At 38.8% G+C, this 19474-nt stretch carries 14 protein-coding genes; 13 read left to right on the forward strand and 1 reads right to left on the reverse strand.

Annotated features, from left to right (window positions below):
* Positions 1 to 11 precede the first annotated feature (11 nt).
* Positions 12 to 710 (reverse strand): orotidine 5'-phosphate decarboxylase / HUMPS family protein, encoded by a 699-nt coding sequence (locus tag D0S24_RS06920; RefSeq protein ID WP_117019110.1) that lies wholly within the window; start codon positions 708 to 710, stop codon positions 12 to 14.
* 551 nt (positions 711 to 1261) lie between these two features.
* Between D0S24_RS06920 and D0S24_RS06925 the strand changes: the two genes are divergently transcribed.
* The 13 genes from D0S24_RS06925 to D0S24_RS06985 all read left to right on the forward strand — a co-directional run bounded on the left by D0S24_RS06925 (position 1262) and on the right by D0S24_RS06985 (position 19464).
* Positions 1262 to 2269 carry a zinc-binding alcohol dehydrogenase family protein gene (locus D0S24_RS06925; RefSeq protein WP_117019111.1) on the forward strand — a complete coding sequence of 336 codons (1008 nt, stop codon included), beginning with the start codon at positions 1262 to 1264 and terminating at the stop codon, positions 2267 to 2269.
* Between the two features lie 18 nt (positions 2270 to 2287).
* The gene (locus D0S24_RS06930; protein WP_117019112.1) at positions 2288 to 3940 is read left to right on the forward strand and encodes a UxaA family hydrolase; all 1653 of its coding nucleotides are present in this window, start codon (positions 2288 to 2290) and stop codon (positions 3938 to 3940) included.
* A 304-nt stretch (positions 3941 to 4244) separates the two neighbouring features.
* Positions 4245 to 5075: an amidohydrolase gene (locus D0S24_RS06935; RefSeq protein WP_117019113.1), complete on the forward strand. Its 831-nt coding sequence runs from the start codon at positions 4245 to 4247 to the stop codon at positions 5073 to 5075.
* Between the two features lie 535 nt (positions 5076 to 5610).
* The gene (locus D0S24_RS06940; RefSeq protein WP_117019114.1) at positions 5611 to 6771 is read left to right on the forward strand and encodes an MraY family glycosyltransferase; all 1161 of its coding nucleotides are present in this window, start codon (positions 5611 to 5613) and stop codon (positions 6769 to 6771) included.
* Positions 6772 to 6884: 113 nt separating this feature from the next.
* Positions 6885 to 8228 carry a nucleotide sugar dehydrogenase gene (locus D0S24_RS06945; RefSeq protein ID WP_117019351.1) on the forward strand — a complete coding sequence of 448 codons (1344 nt, stop codon included), beginning with the start codon at positions 6885 to 6887 and terminating at the stop codon, positions 8226 to 8228.
* Positions 8229 to 8380: 152 nt separating this feature from the next.
* Positions 8381 to 10222, forward strand: a complete 1842-nt coding sequence (gene asnB, locus D0S24_RS06950) for an asparagine synthase (glutamine-hydrolyzing) (RefSeq protein WP_117019115.1) — start codon at positions 8381 to 8383, stop codon at positions 10220 to 10222.
* A 26-nt stretch (positions 10223 to 10248) separates the two neighbouring features.
* Positions 10249 to 11520, forward strand: coding sequence for an oligosaccharide flippase family protein (locus D0S24_RS06955; protein ID WP_117019116.1), 1272 nt, complete (start codon positions 10249 to 10251; stop codon positions 11518 to 11520).
* A 585-nt stretch (positions 11521 to 12105) separates the two neighbouring features.
* A complete protein-coding gene (locus tag D0S24_RS21050; protein ID WP_181938042.1) occupies positions 12106 to 12735 on the forward strand; it encodes a glycosyltransferase in 630 nt (209 codons plus the stop codon).
* A gap of 47 nt (positions 12736 to 12782) precedes the next feature.
* Positions 12783 to 13886, forward strand: a complete 1104-nt coding sequence (locus D0S24_RS06965; RefSeq protein ID WP_117019118.1) for an EpsG family protein — start codon at positions 12783 to 12785, stop codon at positions 13884 to 13886.
* A gap of 24 nt (positions 13887 to 13910) precedes the next feature.
* On the forward strand, positions 13911 to 14951 hold the full coding sequence (locus D0S24_RS06970; protein WP_117019119.1) for a glycosyltransferase family 4 protein: 1041 nt from the start codon (positions 13911 to 13913) through the stop codon (positions 14949 to 14951).
* A gap of 22 nt (positions 14952 to 14973) precedes the next feature.
* The gene (locus D0S24_RS06975; RefSeq protein ID WP_117019120.1) at positions 14974 to 16257 is read left to right on the forward strand and encodes a phenylacetate--CoA ligase family protein; all 1284 of its coding nucleotides are present in this window, start codon (positions 14974 to 14976) and stop codon (positions 16255 to 16257) included.
* The gene (locus tag D0S24_RS06980; protein ID WP_117019121.1) at positions 16257 to 17033 is read left to right on the forward strand and encodes a glycosyltransferase family 2 protein; all 777 of its coding nucleotides are present in this window, start codon (positions 16257 to 16259) and stop codon (positions 17031 to 17033) included. The genes D0S24_RS06975 and D0S24_RS06980 overlap by 1 nt, the downstream gene beginning before the upstream one ends.
* 103 nt (positions 17034 to 17136) lie before the next feature.
* Positions 17137 to 19464 (forward strand): tyrosine-protein kinase family protein, encoded by a 2328-nt coding sequence (locus D0S24_RS06985; protein WP_117019122.1) that lies wholly within the window; start codon positions 17137 to 17139, stop codon positions 19462 to 19464.
* Positions 19465 to 19474 lie beyond the last annotated feature (10 nt).

Here is a 19474-nt window from a genome sequence, read left to right on the forward strand (position 1 = left end):
TTTAATGTTCGTTATCTTGATACTTCCCCGTAAGCATGGATCTTTTGACAAATAAGTCGCAATGAACTTTCCAGGTCACCATCGGCTGTCCTAAAGGAATCGGCATCTATGGTCAAGGGTGCTCCCAACACCACCATTGGCGCTCCATATTCCGGGCAGCGTATGGCCTGTTCCAAGGTAAGTCCCCCTACGGCCTGTACCGGTACCCTAACGGCATTGACTACCTCCCGTAATTGATCCATTGGGCTCGGCATTTTTAAGCCCTGGGCAGCAATTCCACGCCGTTCGTCATAACCTATATGGTGTATTATATAATCACAGCCAAGGTCTTCCAACCATTTGGCCCCTTCCACCATATCCGGACATCCTAAATTATCCCCCATTACCTTTACCCCGTAATCTTTGCCCGCCTGTACTACCACCTTTATGGTTTCTGCATGTGCCCTGGCCATTACCACCACATGGGTGGCCCCTGCCTTCGCCATCATTTCGGCCTCCAAATATCCGCCATCCATAGTCTTGAGATCGGCTACTATAGGGATTAAGGGAAAGGCCTCCCTTAATTTTCGAACTCCGTGCAAACCTTCCGCCAGAATAAGCGGGGTCCCTGCTTCCAGCCAATCCACCCCTGCACGCAAGGCCATGGCAGCAGTTTCCAAAGCTTCATCTATATTGGTCAGGTCCAGGGAAATTTGTACAATTGGTTTCATATATAGTCAATAATTTTTTAAATTAAAAGTTTAAATTCTTCGATTTACCTCAAGCTTTGATCAATTTACAAAACCGATAAAAGGTGTATAAAAGGGATTGGTTTATCGGGGCAAAACGCGCTTCCAAAGATAAAGAAACACAATACATAAAATTTATCAATTATAAATCCAATATTACCCTTTTCCAATTTATCAATACCGTTTTTGCCATAATCTGTAATAAACATACCCTATACTTATCAATCCCATTATTACTTTTTTTTTCTTGGAAGAACTATTATTATTGCAAAAGATAAATATTGTGTGTCAAGGATTAAAATATTGGGAGTGTAAATATGCGAGACGTTAGATAGAAGTTAGATATTTGACATTAGAAATGTACTCTGAACTTTGAACCTTCAACTTTCAACTTTCAACACTTATTAAATCTTTTTGGCTAAATTACACCCTTGAACCATATGGCCATTTTAACTATTGCATTTTCATGCAATCGCTATAAAATTTGATAATGATCAACCACATCAACCATAAAAAATAAAAGAATAAAGCGCATGAAATATATTGTTTGTGAGGAACCTGGGGACTTTCAGTTAAAGGAAAAAGAAGCCCCGATCAGAAAAAAGGGGGAAGCACTACTTAAAGTGAACAAGGTGGGCATCTGTGGTACCGACCTGCACGCCTATACCGGGAACCAAGCCTTTTTTACCTATCCAAGGATACTGGGCCATGAACTGGCCACCACTGTGCTGGAGATCGACGAAAACGATAAGGGCATTGAGGCGGGCGACAATGTAGTGATCATGCCCTACCTAAGCTGTGGCCACTGTGTAGCCTGTAGGAACGGCAAGACCAATTGCTGTACCCAGATCCAGGTTTTAGGCATACATACGGATGGGGGCATGCAGGAGCAGATCACGGTGCCGATAAACATCCTTTTGCCCGCCAAACACCTGAACAACGAGCAGATGGCCATTGTAGAGCCTTTGGCCATAGCGGCACATTCCATTCGCAGGGCACAGATTGTTCCCGGGGAAACCGTAGTGGTAGTAGGCTGTGGCCCCATTGGTATCGGTATCATGAAATTGGCCCAGATGGAAGGGGCCAAGGTCATTGCCCTGGATATGAACTTGGACCGACTACGGTATGCCAAGGAAAAGATCGGGGTAGACCATATAGTAAATGTCACCGAAGACCCCGTAAGGCAGATTTCGGAGATCACCAAGGGCGATATGGCCACGGCCGTATTCGATGCCTCGGGCCACAGAGGTGCCCTGGAACAGGGACCCTCCTATATGTCGCACGGCGGAAGATATATTTTGGTAGGGCTTTCCAAAGGGGAACTGACCTTCACCCATCCGGCCATCCACGCCAAGGAAACCACCCTGATGTGCAGCAGAAATGCCACCATAACCGATTTTGAACGGGTCATTGCCCTATTGGACCAGTTTCCCACAGATTCGTTCATTACCCACAACGTCCATTTTACCCAAATGAAAGAACATTTTGATAGCTGGCTAAAACCCGCTACCGGAGTCATAAAAGCCACTATAGAATTTTAATATTAAGCGCATTCCACCATGTCCAAAAACTTTTTGCAGATACATCCAAATGACAATATCCTTGCCGCTTTGCAGGATATGAAAAAAGATTTTATAATAAACTTTGAAGGGAAATCCTTTCCCCTTAAGAACAATCTTGCCGCCAAGCATAAATTCGCCCTCCATGATTTCAAGGTGGGCGACCCCATTATCATGTACGGCACCCTAATCGGCAAAGCTACCCGGCCCATTCCCCAAGGAGAAGGCATCACTATAGACAATGTGGTACATGCCTCCTCAGATTACAATGTTGGGGAGCAACAATCGCACTGGGTGGCTCCGGACATTTCGAAATGGAAGAACAGCACTTTTAATGGGTACCACCGTGCAGACGGCAGTGTAGGAACCGCCAACCATTGGCTGGTTATCCCAATGGTATTCTGTGAAAATAGAAATGTAAATGTACTCCGCAATACCCTCTTGAATGCCTTGGGCTATGAAACAGCCCAAGACTACATCATAGATACCGAAGTTTTGGTTTCCCAGTACAAGAAAGGGGCCAGTGCGGAGGACCTAATGGCCTCGCCCATCATTAAAACGGCCGAAGACATTAAACAGAACCGGACCTTCCCCAATGTGGACGGCATTAAGTTCCTTACCCATGACGGAGGCTGCGGCTGTGACCGAGGGGATTCGGATACCCTCTGTAACCTTTTGGCAGGTTATATTACCAATCCCAACGTTGCGGGAGCTACCATTCTAAGTCTAGGCTGCCAGAACGCAGAGGTGAAAATTTTGGAAGCTGCCATTGCCAAACGTGATCCCCATTTTTCCAAACCCCTGCATATTTTGGAACAACAAAAAAGCAAGAGCGAACGCCATTTTATTGAGGAAGCCGTAAAGAGAACCTTTTTGGGCCTTATAGAAGCCAATAAGGTAGAACGCCGGCCCGCTCCCCTTAGCAAGTTGGTGTTGGGCTTGGAATGTGGAGGGTCGGACGGGTTTTCCGGTATATCCGCCAATCCCGCCCTCGGTTATGCTTCCGATCTTATAGTGGCCTTGGGAGGGGCTACAGTGCTTTCCGAATTCCCCGAACTAAACGGGGTGGAACAGGAACTCATCAACCGTTGCGAAACACCGGAAAGTGCAGAAAAATTTGCCGGTATCATGCGGGCCTATTCCGCCAAAGCGGTCTCCATAGGCTCCGGCTTTGAAAACAATCCATCGCCCGGAAATATTAAGGACGGACTCATCACGGACGCCATGAAATCGGCCGGAGCGGCAAAAAAAGGAGGTACCTCTTTAGTGCAGGATGTGCTGGACTATACGGAAAGGGTAACCAAAAATGGTTTGAACCTTCTCTGTACCCCGGGCAACGATGTGGAAAGCACCACTGGTCTGGCAGGATCCGGATGTAATGTTATTGCCTTTACCACGGGTCTGGGCACCCCTACCGGAAATCCCGTGGCCCCGGTCATTAAAATGTCTAGCAACAACGCCTTGAGCGAACGCATGAAGGATATTATCGATTTCAACACAGGAACTATCATTACCGGGGAAGATACCATACAGACCAAGGGAGAGGAATTGTTGGACTATATCATAGAAGTCGCCAGCGGAAATAAAATTCCCGCAGCGGTTAGATTGGAGCAAAACGACTTCATTCCTTGGAAAAGGGGGATTTCCCTATAACCGGGGCCTCACCTAGAACTGCTTTTAGCAGTTCTGACCCCCACAGAATTCGCGGGGCAGGCTCTCCCTAGGAGAGGTAAAAAACGAAACAACTCTGCACTGAAAGTGCAGAGGTTTGTTTGACAAGGGACTAAAAGTCCCTCTATTTTTCAAACGGATTAAAAACATGTAAAGGTCTAAGATTTATATTTTTTCGCATCACAAAAATACTGCAATAAATTGTAGGGTTTTAAACCCTAACCTAAGACCAATAAAACGAGAAAACTTTATAACTTTATAACTTTATAACATTAAACCTTCTAACATGATTATAGATTCCCATCAACATTTCTGGAACTACAACCCTGTAAAGCATTCATGGATCAACGATCATATGCGGGTAATCCGTAGGGATTTTTTGCCCTCGGACCTTAAACCCGTCTATGCCAAAAACGGAGTGGACGGCTGTGTGGCCGTACAGGCGGACCAGACTTTGGCGGAAACCGATTTCCTTTTGGAGCTGGCCCACAACAACGCTTTTATTAAAGGCGTGGTAGGCTGGGTAGATCTAAGAAGTGCCGAGGTGGATCAAGAACTGGAAAAATATGCCAAGGACAAACATTTAAAGGGATACCGACATATTGTGCAGGAAGAGGCAGACCATAATTTTTTATTGCGGCCAGACTTCCTAAGGGGCATCTCCAAATTGGAACAGTACGGCGCCGTCTATGACATCCTTATCTTTCCACACCAGTTGGGAGCTACCCTGGAATTTGTAAAAAAATTCCCCAACCAGAAATTCGTCATCGACCATATTGCCAAACCCTATATAAAGGATGGTTTTTATGATGGTTGGGCGGCCATGATGAAAGAAGTGGCCCAGCACGAAAATGTATATTGTAAAATATCGGGAATGATCACGGAGGCCGATTTTATGAACTGGACCCCGGAACAGATACATCCGTATATGCTTTTAACCCTTGAAGCCTTTGGTCCTGAGCGCTGCATGTACGGGTCCGATTGGCCTGTTTGTTTGGTGGCCGGCACCTACACCCAGGTAAGGGACCTGACCTCCAATTTCATTGCCAGCCTCAGCGATGTCGAGCAGCAGGCCATTATGGGCCGGAACGCGGTGGAGTTCTATGGGTTGGAATAGAATTTAGTAGTGAGAAATGAGTAGTGGGAATTTAGAGTCTGGAATCTAGAAACTAGGCAGCATTTTTTGTTCAAGGTTTCAGGTTCAAAGTTCAATCTTGATGGTTTGACTGACAATTTAGCTTATGGCTATTGGCATATTGCTTATTGCTTCCTAAATTAACTCATTATCAAATTGATACATTTCCAAATTAACCCATTATCAAATTTCCAAACCACCCCATTTTCAAATTAATACATTGATACATTTCCCCATTAACCCATTATCAAATTAACCCATTTTCAAATTATCACATTTTCAAATTAGGGAATACTTGTCATTTATAGCAATAAATGGTTCTTAAACGATAAAATAATTTAATACCAAATTATAATCAATAGTTTTACCCATTGAATCATTTGCCAAAATGGGTGAATTTTTGAATCCTGAATATTACTTTTTGTCGCTTTGGATTTCCCCCTAATAAAGCGGTATAAAGTAGTACATGTATTATGTACTATTAAACAACTAATCGCTTATGCCTTAAATAAGGAATATGGCATATCTGTATGAATTATTTTCCAATCTCTATTTTTTAGGGATTGTATCCATATTTATTCCACTTCTCCTATGTTATAGGATGTATCCTGTAATCATCTATGCCGTACGCTCTAAAAACCTTATGGATGAGCCAGGGGATCGCAGCATGCACACCTCAAAAACACCTACTTTGGGTGGGGTCGGACTCTTCATTGCCTTTTCCCTTTCCATTGCTTTTCTCGGTTTAATGGCGGACCTTGCCAAACCCGATCTAATACAGCTGGTATCCCTTATGTCGGCCACCATGATGTTGATGTTTTTAGGAGTTAAGGACGATCTTTTTGGTTTGGCCCCAAAAAAGAAATTTATGGTACAAATGGCGGCCTCCCTTATGGTAATTGTATTGGCCGATCTAAGAATTACTAGTTTTGAAGGTATTTTTGGATTGGGGGAACTGCCCAATTATATATCGATAATCTTTACACTTTTTGTATTTCTGTTGATTATCAACGCCTATAATCTAATTGATGGCTTGGATGGTCTGGCAGGATCTGTGGCCTTACTTTCCAGCCTATCTTTTGGTATTTTTTTTTTCATAAACGAAAGATATCTTTTTGTACTTATTTCCTTTGTGCTTATCGGGGCATTGTTAGGATTCCTAAGGTACAACCTCTCCCCCTACCGTAAAATTTTTATGGGAGATTCAGGCTCCATGTTCATAGGCTTTTTATTGGCTTTTCAGGCCGTTGGGTTTTTATCCTACAACTCCATAATAGACAATCCGGTCACCAACATTAAAGCACCTATAATGGCCATGGCCATATTATCCTACCCCCTTTTGGATACCCTAAGGGTATTTGCCATTCGAATTTCACAAAAAAGAAGTCCGTTTAGCGCGGACCGCAATCATATACACCATAGACTAATAGACTTGGGCATTACCCATAAACAGGCCTCCTTATTTGTAGTGGTATTGAACAGTATTATAATTGAACTGGCCGTTTTAATCCAGGATCTATATATCAATGTGCAACTCTATATAATTATAGTAGTGGTCCCTTTACTATATGTTTCGCCCTGGCTGTTTGTCCGTAAGCAGGGCAAATTAAAATTGATTAGGCCCAAACCTATAAAATGGTCCCAAATTAGATCTAGGATAAATAATTTCCTAAGCTAATTATATACTAACAATTATCCGACATTTAATTTCATGGGTTTTTGGATATAATAGAAAAATATAACTATTTGGTGCATTCCAATTTGGATAAAACGAATAAAGAGAATATAATCATGTCAGAATATAAAATAGGAGTCATAGGTTTAGGGTATGTAGGTTTGCCCTTGGCACGACTGTTTGCTACCAAATTTCCGGTAATAGGCTTTGATATTAACGAAGAGAGAATAGCAGCCCTTAACAAAGGCCAAGACCAGACTCTGGAAGTTTCCGAGGAGTTGTTGCAAAAAGTTCTTGTACCATCGCCAAAACACCTATTGGCAAATGCCATGATGGAAGTTTCCTCCTTAGGAACGGAAGAAGAATATCCAGAAAAAAGAATAGGTTTATTTTGTTCCAACAATGTGGAAGATATTGCGGACTGTAATATCTATATTGTTACCGTTCCCACCCCGGTGGACAAAAATAATCGCCCTAATTTAACACCATTGTACCAAGCCAATAAAAAAGTGGGACAAGTCTTAAAAAAGGGCGATATAGTAATCTATGAATCTACCGTGTACCCTGGGGCAACGGAAGAAGAATGTATCCCCGTTCTGGAGCAAATCTCGGGACTTAAATTCAATGTGGATTTTTATGCCGGGTATTCCCCTGAAAGAATAAATCCTGGGGATAAGGAACATACCGTAGAAAAAATCTTAAAGGTAACATCTGGGTCTACCCCGGAAATTGGTAAACTGATAGACGACCTGTACAAATCGGTAATTGTGGCGGGCACCCATTTGGCACCAAGTATAAAGGTGGCGGAGGCATCAAAAGTGATTGAAAATTCGCAACGGGACATTAATATTGCCTTTGTTAATGAATTGGCCAAAATATTCAACCTAATGGATTTGGATACCCAGGCGGTTTTGAAGGCCGCAGGGACAAAGTGGAATTTTTTGCCTTTTAGGCCCGGTTTGGTAGGCGGACATTGCATAGGCGTAGATCCCTATTATTTGGCCCAAAAGGCACAGGAGCTGGGCTATCATCCGGAAATTATTTTAGCGGGTAGGCGTATAAATGATTCCATGGGAATATATGTGGCCAATGAGGTAATAAAACTCTTGGTTAAGGCAGATAAAAAAATTAAAGGTGCCAAGATACTGGTTTTGGGCATTACCTTTAAGGAAAATTGCCCGGACGTAAGAAATACAAAAGTAGTGGATATTGTGGGGCAATTAAAGGACTTTGGGACTGAGCTAACCATTTATGATCCTTGGGCCAAACCAGAAGAAGTGCTGCTGGAGTATGGTCTTGCCACCTCACAAAGCCTACCGATCGGACCGTTTGACGCCATTGTCCTTACCGTAGCACACCAGCAATTTATACACTTGGATCTGGAGCCTTTAAAATATGGGAATACCATTGTTTACGATGTAAAAGGTATTTTAGGGCAAAAAGCACACGGCCGTTTATAAATTAAGGGTTACCCTATTCCATGACAAATTTATATAAACCAATATGTATAATACTTCAGATTAATTCTTAGTATAAGGGGTTATCCAAGGATAACAGATCAGCGTATGATCAAATTTTAAAGAGGTAAACCTAATAAATATGAAATTGTAATATGTGCGGAATAATAGGTTTTAATTTTGAGGCTCCGGCAGGATCAAACTATTTAAGTATCGCAGACTATAGAGGTCCTGATAATTCATCTTCACATTCTTATGGATCCTTTTCGTTGGGACATAATCGACTTTCTATTATAGACCTCACCACAGAAGCAAATCAACCTTTTATTTCCGCTTGTGGCAATTGCGTAATTGTGTTTAATGGGGAAGTGTACAACTATAAGGAAATACGGAAAAATTTGGAAAGTAAATATGCTTTCAGAACCAACTCCGATACAGAGGTTATCCTCTACAATTATATTGAAAAAAAGGAAAAATGCCTGGAAGATTTTATAGGTATGTTTGCCTTTACCATTTATGATATAAAAAATGATACTTTATTTGGGGCTCGTGACAGATTGGGAATCAAACCTTTAGTTTATTACCATCAGGGCAGACAGTTTGCCTTTGCCTCTGAAATCAAGGTAATTAAGGAATTGGTCAACGGACTAACCCTGAACAAGGAAGCCATTGGTCAGTATTTACGCTATCTATATGTACCCTCTCCGAACTCCGTTTACCGGGAAGTAAAAAAACTGGAACCCGCACATTATTTTTTTTACCAAAAAGGTGAATTAAAAATTACAAAATACTGGGACCCCATAGATTTCATCGGATCAAAAACCACCACCAAAGAAGAAAAACTTCTTGAGGAACTGGATGATCTATTAAATAATGCAGTGCAACTGAGAATGATTGCAGACGTAGAACTAGGTTCCTTCCTATCCGGAGGTATAGATTCATCAGCCATTTTGTACTATATGTCCAAAAACAGTAACAAACCCATAAACACCTTTACATTAGGGTTTGCAGGGGCAGATAAATATGATGAGACCAGTGATGCCAAAAAAATGGCAACGTATTTCAACACCAATCATCACGAAATTATAATTCACCCCAATGTAGCGGACTTATTGCCCAAAATGGTAAGTCATTTTGATGAACCCTTTGGCAATCCTACAGCCATTTTGATCCATGAACTTACCCGGGAAACCAAAAAATATGCAACAGTAGCTTTGGCAGGTGACGGTGGGGACGAGATTTTTGGTGGTTATCCCAGATATGAAGCAGCGCTGTTATATAATAGGATCAAGTTTGTTCCCAGAATATTTTGGAAAGTCTTAAATCCTTTTTTCAAAATAATCTCTGAGGACACTTCTGGAAATCATAAATTTAGGCGAATAAAGACTTTTGTTAATTCCTTGACCAAGCCTTTGAATGAAATGTACGAGGATTGGGTAGGCTATTTTTCTGTTAAGGAAATCAATGAACTTTTTATGGTGCAACAAGATTTTCATAAGATAGTTTCGGAGGTCTTCAAATCCATTCCAACCAACGACCTTCTTATTAAAACTTCGATTACTGATTTAAAAACCTTTTTGGTCAATAACCTTTTGTACTATGGGGATGTTATGAGCATGGCCAATAGTTTTGAAGTAAGGGTTCCGCTAATTGATCACCGGATTGTGGAATTTATGACCTCTATTTCCTCAGGTTATCGAATTAAGAACGGGCAGACCAAATATCTAATGAAAAAACTATTAAGTGGAAAAGTGCCGGAAGCCATAATCAACAAGCCAAAATTAGGATTAAATCCTCCTATGGGCATGTGGTTAAAAGATGATTTGAAAGGGTTTGTTTCAACATACCTTTCAAAAGAAAGCGTTGAAAATAGGGGGTTGAATTATGAATTTGTATCAAAACTTTTAAAGGAACACCATTCCGGAAAAAGGGACAGATCCCTTTATTTATGGAGCCTGATAGTGTCGGAAGAATGGCATAGGCAAAATTCAATATAATAAATATTTTATTAACCAATTTATTGATGAGGGGAATACTTAAAAGTAGATTCATTAAAAACGCAAGTATATATACGGTAGCCGACATCTTAAACAAGTTGGTTCCCTTTGTGCTATTACCAGTATTGACCCGTTATTTGACACCTTCGGATTATGGCATAATATCCATGTTTACCGTATTTACTTCAATATTAGGAGTATTTATATCATTGGAAATGCACGGTGCCATTAGTGTTAAATTTTTTAAATTAACAAAGGAAGAGTTAAAGATCTATATAGCCAATGTATTGGTAATAGTTTCAGTGACTACCAGTTTAGTTTTAGTTTCCATTTTAATATTTCACTCTTATATTTCCAATTTATTGGAATTGCCCCCAGAGTGGTTAATTATAGGAGTTTTTGTTACATGTCTTACACTTTTTACCACTATAAATCTAATTCTTTGGCAATCGGAACATAAACCTATCCCCTTAGGTATTTACCAAATTACACAGACCATATTTAATTTAACGCTATCCCTTATTTTAATTGTTGGGTTGGGTATGGGATGGGAAGGAAGGCTAATTGCTGCCTCAGTAGCAGCCATTCTATTTGGTTTTTTAAGCTTTTCAATAATGGTCAAACGTGACTTTTTGAAATTAAAGTTGAACAAAGCCTATTTAAAAGATGCTTTAAAATTTGGTGTCCCTCTTTTGCCACATGCCCTAAGTACTTGGGTACGGACAGGGATTGATAGGGTATTTTTGACCATGTTAGTTTCCACAACTGCCACAGGACTATATACCGTAGGCTTTCAAATTGCCTCGGTAATTATGGTCCTGACCACAGCGTTTGATAGAGCCTATTCCCCATTTTTATTTGAAAAATTAAAGGACATAACCTTATCTCAAAAAAAAGTACTGGTGAAATACGGTTACTTTTATTTTCTTGGTTTACTATTATTAGCCTCTGGCCTTAGTCTAACCGCTCCTTACATTGTGGAGATTTTTTTGGGGAAGGAATTTATAGAATCTCAAAAATATATTACCTGGTTTGCTTTTGGATTTGCTTTTTACGGAATGTACTCCGTGGTCGTTAAATTTATCTTTTATACTCAAAAAACAATTTACCTAAGTTATGTTACCTTAATAATTGGGGGATTACATATTGGTTTAAGCTACTTATTTATCAGTTACAACGGAACAATTGGAGCAGTTCAAGCCAATACTATTATTTCCATAATAACATTTCTAGCAGTATGGTGGTTAAGTAATAAACTTTTACCTATGCCTTGGTTTAAATCAATTAGAACAGTATAGCAACTCTAGGCCTGGGTAATTATTAAATTTTATGACACTATTAAAGTAATTCAAAATATTAACTGATTTTAATTTAGAGAATTACAATGACAATTTTCAACCAAAAATAACTTTATTTGCTTACAATATTAAAAAATGAAATTCACATTACTCTATATCAACACAATTCAGTTCGGGTACCATATAGACGGTTATAAGCATTGCCAGTATTTAAAGCAAGATTTTTATATAACGTACATTTGTTTTGATTATGGCTACCCAAAAATTAAAGAGACAGGAATTGAAGTTATTTATGTGCCTTGGGATGGGTCCTATGTATCAAAGGGCATAAATTTCATAAAGACCTGCCTAAACATTATTAAATCTGAAAAAATTGATTTTGTTTTTGCCGTATATTTTCCATTAGTTTCACTTTTTAAAGTTCTGTCACCGAATAAAAATATAATTCTGGATATTAGAACCGGAAGTATTAACCTCTCCAGGAAAAATAGAATTATCACCAATAATTTGATCCGTTATGAATCGTTTTTCTTCAGGAAGATATCGGTTATTTCAGAGAGTCTTGCCTTAAAGTTAAAATTGAAAATGAAGAATGTTTTTATTCTACCCTTGGGTTCTGATATTCTTTCTACCCAAAACAAGTCATTTAAGAGCCTGAAGCTATTTTATATTGGCACCTTGGATGGGCGAAATATTCACCAGAGCATTTTAGGCCTAAAGTTGTTTTTAGATAAATTTAATGCAAATAACATTAACTTATGCTATGATATTGTAGGGTACGGGACTGAGGCATGTGAAAACATAATTAATAAAGCCATAGAAGATACAGGGTTACAAAACAAAGTTGTCTTTCATGGTAGGAAAACCCATGGAGAATCACAATACTTTTTCGATAATTGTAATGTAGGTGTTTCTTATATTCCTATTACGGAATACTACGATTGCCAGCCCCCTACCAAAACCTATGAATATATTAATGCCGGTATGGTCTGCATAGCTACGCAAACCCAAGAAAATAAAAAAATAATCAACGCTGATAACGGTGTTCTTTGCAAAGATACCCCAGAAGCTTTTTGCGGAGCTTTAGTAGAAATCTCCAATAATTTGACAAAATGGGATTCTCAATTAATACGGAATACACAATCAAATTCTACATGGGCCAATATTGCTTTAAACCTAAAAAATTATATTTTAAAATCCAATCAAAGAAGTTAAATCAAAAAAAGTAATATTATAAAACCAACCCTATTTAGACAAAAATAATGGCAGACTTTTTTACATATAGTATTTATTTTTCAACCCTATTTATTAGTGTTGGTTTAATAAAAATAGGCTATAGCAACAAAGCGCTTAAAAAAAATGATAAGGGTCAGAGACTCTTTGTATTTATAGCCTTTTTGGTTATGGTATTAATTGCAGGTCTTAGGTATAACGTTGGGCAAGATTATGTTGGTTATACCTTTTATTACGATGAACGTCCTTACTTGGACCAATCTATAGGAATGGAATTGGAATATGGATATACTACCTTGGTTAATTTCCTCAACGATCTTAATCTTGAAGTTTGGTCATATTTTACGGTTTCCGCTATCATTACTTATTTTCTTCTTTTTTATAGTTTAAAGAACTACAAGCATCTCTTGTATTTAGGAGTTTTCTTTTACATTACTTACGGTTTCTTTTTCTTTTCATTTAATGGGGTTAGACAAGCAGTTGCTATGAGTGCCTTAGCTATAGCTGTAATGTATATTCAAGAAAGAAAAATTTTCCATTTTTTAGGTATTATTTTTATGGGAGGTCTTATGCATAAAAGTCTGTTTTTATTTTTTCCCTTATATTTCGTAATCGATCGTATTAAATTATCACATTACTTCTGGTATATAGCTTTCGTTGTAAGTTTAATTTTACATTTTATACCTTTATCGCTTTTTATTGATATTTCCTATATTTCTGAAATTTTATCCGGCTCCCAAATTGATTATAGTGGGTTTGCAGAATCTATGAATCCTGATGAAGTTGGTGGGCTAACTTTGGGGTATTTGATCAGAGTTGCTATTGGCTTCTTTATATTATCCTATTACAATACGTTAATAAAATTTAACAAGAACTATTTGCCCTATTATAATCTTGCCTTAATTGGTATAATTTTATATAATGCATTTTCACATATTTTGGTCATAGCCAGGTTAAATAACTATTTTTTATTTTTCAATATATTTTGTTTAGGGTTTATAATTTATTATCTAAATTTTAAAAAACAAAAGTTGTTTCTCCATTCAGTACTAGTATTCTTCTTAATACTTTTCGGGTATGGCATATATGCAAATGAGAATGGCTGTTCACCTTATCAATTCATAGATTTTTAATAATGATTGAAAAAAGCTAGAGTAATGGAAAAACAAAAGATTTTAGTTTTTGGCAATTTTAATTATAGCACACATAATTTATGTGGGCAAACCGTAAAGACAAGAAATGTATACCAATTACTAAAAAGCAAGGAAAGACAATATTTTTCTGAAGTGGCCTTTTTTGACACAGACTCTTTAAGTGCAAATAAATTGGGTTTGTTCCAAGGCTTGTATCATGTAATCAAGACCAATGAACTTTTCTACCTTCCGGCTACCAAAAACTTGACCTATATATTTCCGTTTGTATTTATTTTATCCAAACTCTTTTCTACAAAAATTCATTTCGTAGTTGTAGGTGGATGGCTAGGTGAGTATTTACAAAACAAGCCTATTTATCGTTTTATGATATCCAAGGTACATCATATATATCCAGAGACGGATGCCTTATGCCAATATTTGGAATCCCATTATGGCTTTAAAAAGGTAACCCGCCTAAATAATTTTAGGGATACCAACTTTGTGCCGGTCCAAAGAGCCATTGGACATCCCATAAAATTAGTGTTTATGGCCAGGGTACATCCCTTAAAAGGCGTGGAAACCTTATTTAAACTAAACCAAAGATTAAAAGAATTGAACTTTGAAAATGTAATCATTGACATTTATGGACCCATATTTGAAGAATATAAAGAAGAATTTAACAAACTACTTATAACTGCTTCCGATAACATTGCATACACCGGAATTCTGCAGCCCAATGACATTTACCCGGTACTTTCCCAATATGATATGATGTTGTTTCCTACCCAATATTATACCGAAGGTTTTCCCGGATCTATTCTGGATGCCTATATCTCCGGATTACCTGTAATTGCCAGTAATTGGCTTTACGCCAATGAGTTTATAGACAACACTTCAGGGGCAGTCGTTGATTTTGATGATAAAAATGCTTTTTTAAACAAGGTAATAGAACTCATTAAAAAGCCCGATATAATAGATTCCTTAAAACAAGGCGCACGAGCCAAAAGTTATGAATTTAGCAGCGATAAAGCTTGGGAGGTTTTATTATCCAACATGGTTTCCTAAAACAACAAATGAGAATTAAGTTATGATAATCAAAAGCTTATACCAACTGGGCATATGGAGGAGAAATCCATCTTTGACCAAACATCTTACTTTTTTATTAAAGTCGGATACTTGGTCTAAGGAACAATTGTTGGAATATCAGTTATTAAAATGCAAGGAATTCTTGGAATTTGTATATGAACATTCGGCCTTTTACCAAACTACCTTTGACGACTTCAATTTTAAACCTTCAGAATTTAAGGATTTGGAACAATTAAAACAGCTGCCCACTATCACCAAGATGACCCTAATAAAGTATAACAGACTAATCCATACCAATTACCCCTTTAAAAGAATGTTTAGCGCTTTAACTTCAGGAACCACCGGAGAGTCCTTGGCGTTCCTAAAAAATGAGGAATGGGACTCCAGAAACCGGGCAGCCATGTTTAGGGGCTACAGCTGGTATGGGGTACACCCCGCTGATAAAAATGGATATTTATGGGGCTATAACATAGAACCAAAACAGACTTTAAAAATTAAATGGCTGGATCGGCTACAGAACAGATTTAGAATATTTTCCTATTGTCCAGAGGAAATTAAAAATTTCGCCAAGAATCTAAAAGGAGCTAAATATCTGCACGGATATTCCTCCATGATCTATGAAGTGGCCAAGCTGGTAAATAGATCGGGATTAAAGATTGATCATGACCTTAAAATGATAAAAGGCACCTCTGAAATGGTATTCGACTCTTATCAGGAAGAGGTCCAAAAAGCTTTTGGATTAAAAATTTTAAGCGAATATGGCTCCGCAGAATCCGGACTTATTGCCTTTGAATGCCCGGAAGGAAATATGCATATTGCCATGGAACATGTTATTGTAGAAGAAGAGGATGGAGAAATCTTAGTGACCAATTTGTTATCCAAATCCTTTCCCATCATTAGGTATAGGTTAGGTGATATGGTAGAACTGGCCGATACCGATTTTAAATGTAGCTGTGGCAGGGCCCACCCTGTTATTTTAAATATTGCCGGACGGGTAGGCGTAAAAATAATAGGGAAAACTCAGGAATTTCCGGGGAGGATGATCTACAATGTCATTAAAAACTTGTCCACAGAACATGGAATTACCCTAAATTATCAAGCAAGACAACATATTAAGGGTGTGATAGAAATTTATATAGAACAGAATAAGGACGATTCCCAATATATTTTGGAAATGGAGTTGAATAAATATTTTAAGAACGATATCGATTTTAATATTTACTATGGCAGGGACCTTCACAACATGGAAGAAAAACTCAACGACTTTATAACTACTATAGGATAATGGAAAAACATTTAATCAGTATCATTACCCCTGTACATAACTCGGCCCAATTTATCGAAGCAACAATAGGTACGGTCTTTCAACAAACCTATACTAATTGGGAAATGATTTTAATAGACGATTGTTCTGTGGATAGCTCCATAGAAATAATTGAAAAAATAGTAGAAAGTGATTCCCGTTTTAAACTAATCAAGAATTTGGAAAAATCGGGTCCAGCAATAACAAGAAATAAGGGTATTTCAGCAGCCAAAGGCCATTTCATTACCTTTTTGGATAGTGACGATCTTTGGTTCCCAAATTTCTTGGAAACATCCCTTAACACCTGTTTGGACAACAATTATGAATTCGTTTTTGCTTCCTATGAAAGAAAGGATGAAGACTTAAATCCATTAATAAGTGATTTTATTGTTCCTAAAAAGGTCTCATACAATGATGTTCTAAAATCCTGTCCCATTTCCTGCCTTACTGCTTTTATTGATATCAGGCGTATAGGTAAGCATTATATGCCGGAATTAAAAAAAAGACAGGATTGGGGTCTATGGCTGGCCCTTCTTAAAAAAATTGATTATGCGCATGGCATACCCCAACCAATGGCAATATACAGGATGAGAAAGAATTCCGTCTCTAGAAGTAAGTTAAAACTTATTCCCTATGTTTGGAAGGTGTATAGGGATGTAGAAAAACTTAGTTTGATAAGGTCTTTTTACTTATTAAATTTATGGTCCTTAAACGGATTTAAAAAGTATTACGTAAAAACTCGGATAACTAATAAATAAAAGCTTTCATAATAAGCAAATTTGACCCAATAGCGGAAATTATTAAAGATATTTGCAAAGGCTTATTGACTCCGGTACGGGGTTTTAAATATGAATATACAAGATGAAAGAATTCCCTAATAATATAGAGCGACTGGAGGAGGATGAATCCAAAACACTAATAGAGAATATCAAGAAATACCTTAGGTATTGGCCATGGTTCCTCCTAACAACCATTGTATGCATAGGTATTGGGTACATTTATATCCGTTATGCCCAGGTAACCTACAACACGGTAGCAAAAATCAAAATCATAGATGATACCAAAGAGACCGATATAGCATCCGATGCCATTGCCCTTTTGAGTAGGAACAATAAAATAAACCTGGAAAATGAAATAGAGGTTTTAAAGTCGTACCGCATTCTAAAACAAGTGGTGGACGAGCATCATTTGGACATTGCCTATTACGAGGTAGGTAAGGTAAAATCTTCCCAGCTATGGGTGGCGCCCTTTATTGTGGAAAAGCAGATTGCCGCCGATAGTCTGCAAAGTCCCATGGCTTATGAAATTACCATGAATGCCCAGGGACTACAAATTACCGATGCCAATCAACAGGTCTTTACCCCCAATTTGCGGGAGCCAGACTCCACATCAGCGGGCCTCCCCTTTACCATAAAGTTGCGGAAGGGCATAGACCCGAAGTTTTACGAGGGTATCAACTTTAGGGTGGTCCTAAACCCTATAAAACAAGTAATATTTCAATTAATAAAGGATATACAGGTACAGGCTACCAGTAAAAGCAGTGAAATTTTATCCTTATCCATAAATGGTGGAAATATTGATAAAAATGAGGCTATTATAAATACCTTGATCGAAAAATTTAATCGGGATGGGATCTTGGACAGGCAATTGGTATCCAAACGTACCCTCGACTTTATAGACGAACGTTTTATATACCTCACCCAGGAACTGGATTCCATTGAAGGGGGGAAGGAAAGCTTTAAAAGGTCCAACAACCTCTCCTATATAGAGGCGGATGCGGGGGCAAGCCTGCAGAAAAAATCCGAAACAGAGGCCGAGGCAAATAAATTGGATAATCAAATCTCTATTTCCATCCTATTAAAGCAATCCGTAATCAATCAGACCGATTATGGTTTATTGCCTGCCAATATTGGCCTGGAAAATACGAGTCTAAATACATTGGTAAGCGATTATAATCAATTATCCCTGGACCGGGAAAAATTGTTGCAAAACGTTGGTAGGGAACACCCTACCCTGGTTGCCCTTAACGAGCAATTGGAGCGTGCCAAGGTAAATATTATTAAATCCGTGAATATTTACGAAACACAGTTAAAAAACTCGCTTCAGCAGGTGAAGGAAGAAGAAAGTAGGGCGGGTTCCCAATATGCCCGTTTGCCGGAAAAGGAAAAAATGCTGCGTTCCATAGAACGGCAGCAGAGTATTAAAGAAAACCTATTTCTCCTATTACTTCAGAAACGTGAAGAAGCCGCTATAAGCTATGCAGTTACCGCACCCTCCGTAAAGATCGTAGATTATGGGCTGACCAATAGTATCCCTGTTTCGCCAAAGAAGATGATCGTTTATGCCCTTTCCCTGATTGCAGGCATGTTTTTGCCATTTGCCGTACTATATATAAGATTTACACTGGATACCAAGATCCATAATCGTAACGATATAGAAAAGCTGACCGCGGATATCCCCGTAGTAGCGGAAATTCCTTTCTTTAAGGAGGTAAACAAGAAATTGGAACTGAACGACCGCTCCATTATGGCAGAATCGTTCCGGATGTTGGGTACCAATATTAATTTCCTTTTGGAAGAAAATGATAAAGGGTTGGGGCATGTAGTCATGGTCACCTCCTCCATTAAGGGAGAAGGAAAGACCCTTATGGCGCACAACCTGTCCCTGGCCTATGCCGGCCTTAACAAAAAAGTCCTGCTTATAGGGGCCGATCTGCGCAATCCGCAATTGCATAATTTCTACAACATCAGTGTCAATCATAAAGGCCTGTCGGACTACCTAAAGGATCCCGATATGAATTGGAAAGATTGCCTGGTACCCAGTGGTGCGGACCAACCTACGCTGCACATTTTCTTTGGAGGGGCCATATCCTCCAATTCGCCGCAACTCTTGTCCAGTTCCGCTTTTGAAAAGTTTATCACCGCCGCCAAAAAGGAATTCGATTATATTGTAGTGGATACCGCACCCACCATGTTGGTCTCGGATACGCTTTTGATCTCCAAATATGCCGATGCTACCCTATTTGTAACTCGTGCCGGCCTTACGGACAAGCGACTCTTGGAGTCCTCCAAAAACCTGTATAAAACCAAAAAACTTAAAAACATGGCCTATGTGGTCAACGGAGTGGGCAATGGCAAGGCCAAAGGCTATAACTATGGCTATGGTTACGGTTACGGGAGTGGGAAGTAGACGTAAGGCA

It is taken from the genome of Arenibacter sp. P308M17 (genome assembly GCF_003426735.1).
In the GTDB taxonomy this organism is placed as follows: domain Bacteria; phylum Bacteroidota; class Bacteroidia; order Flavobacteriales; family Flavobacteriaceae; genus Arenibacter.

Bases quoted from the DNA above. Each gene is read 5' to 3' on its own strand.
- D0S24_RS06920 (WP_117019110.1), bottom strand. From the start codon at position 710: ATGAAACCAATTGTACAAATTTCCCTGGACCTGACCAATATAGATGAA.
- D0S24_RS06925 (WP_117019111.1), top strand. From the start codon at position 1,262: ATGAAATATATTGTTTGTGAGGAACCTGGGGACTTTCAGTTAAAGGAA.
- D0S24_RS06930 (WP_117019112.1), top strand. From the start codon at position 2,288: ATGTCCAAAAACTTTTTGCAGATACATCCAAATGACAATATCCTTGCC.
- D0S24_RS06935 (WP_117019113.1), top strand. From the start codon at position 4,245: ATGATTATAGATTCCCATCAACATTTCTGGAACTACAACCCTGTAAAG.
- D0S24_RS06940 (WP_117019114.1), top strand. From the start codon at position 5,611: ATGGCATATCTGTATGAATTATTTTCCAATCTCTATTTTTTAGGGATT.
- D0S24_RS06945 (WP_117019351.1), top strand. From the start codon at position 6,885: ATGTCAGAATATAAAATAGGAGTCATAGGTTTAGGGTATGTAGGTTTG.
- asnB (WP_117019115.1), top strand. From the start codon at position 8,381: ATGTGCGGAATAATAGGTTTTAATTTTGAGGCTCCGGCAGGATCAAAC.
- D0S24_RS06955 (WP_117019116.1), top strand. From the start codon at position 10,249: ATGAGGGGAATACTTAAAAGTAGATTCATTAAAAACGCAAGTATATAT.
- D0S24_RS21050 (WP_181938042.1), top strand. From the start codon at position 12,106: ATGAAGAATGTTTTTATTCTACCCTTGGGTTCTGATATTCTTTCTACC.
- D0S24_RS06965 (WP_117019118.1), top strand. From the start codon at position 12,783: ATGGCAGACTTTTTTACATATAGTATTTATTTTTCAACCCTATTTATT.
- D0S24_RS06970 (WP_117019119.1), top strand. From the start codon at position 13,911: ATGGAAAAACAAAAGATTTTAGTTTTTGGCAATTTTAATTATAGCACA.
- D0S24_RS06975 (WP_117019120.1), top strand. From the start codon at position 14,974: ATGATAATCAAAAGCTTATACCAACTGGGCATATGGAGGAGAAATCCA.
- D0S24_RS06980 (WP_117019121.1), top strand. From the start codon at position 16,257: ATGGAAAAACATTTAATCAGTATCATTACCCCTGTACATAACTCGGCC.
- D0S24_RS06985 (WP_117019122.1), top strand. From the start codon at position 17,137: ATGAAAGAATTCCCTAATAATATAGAGCGACTGGAGGAGGATGAATCC.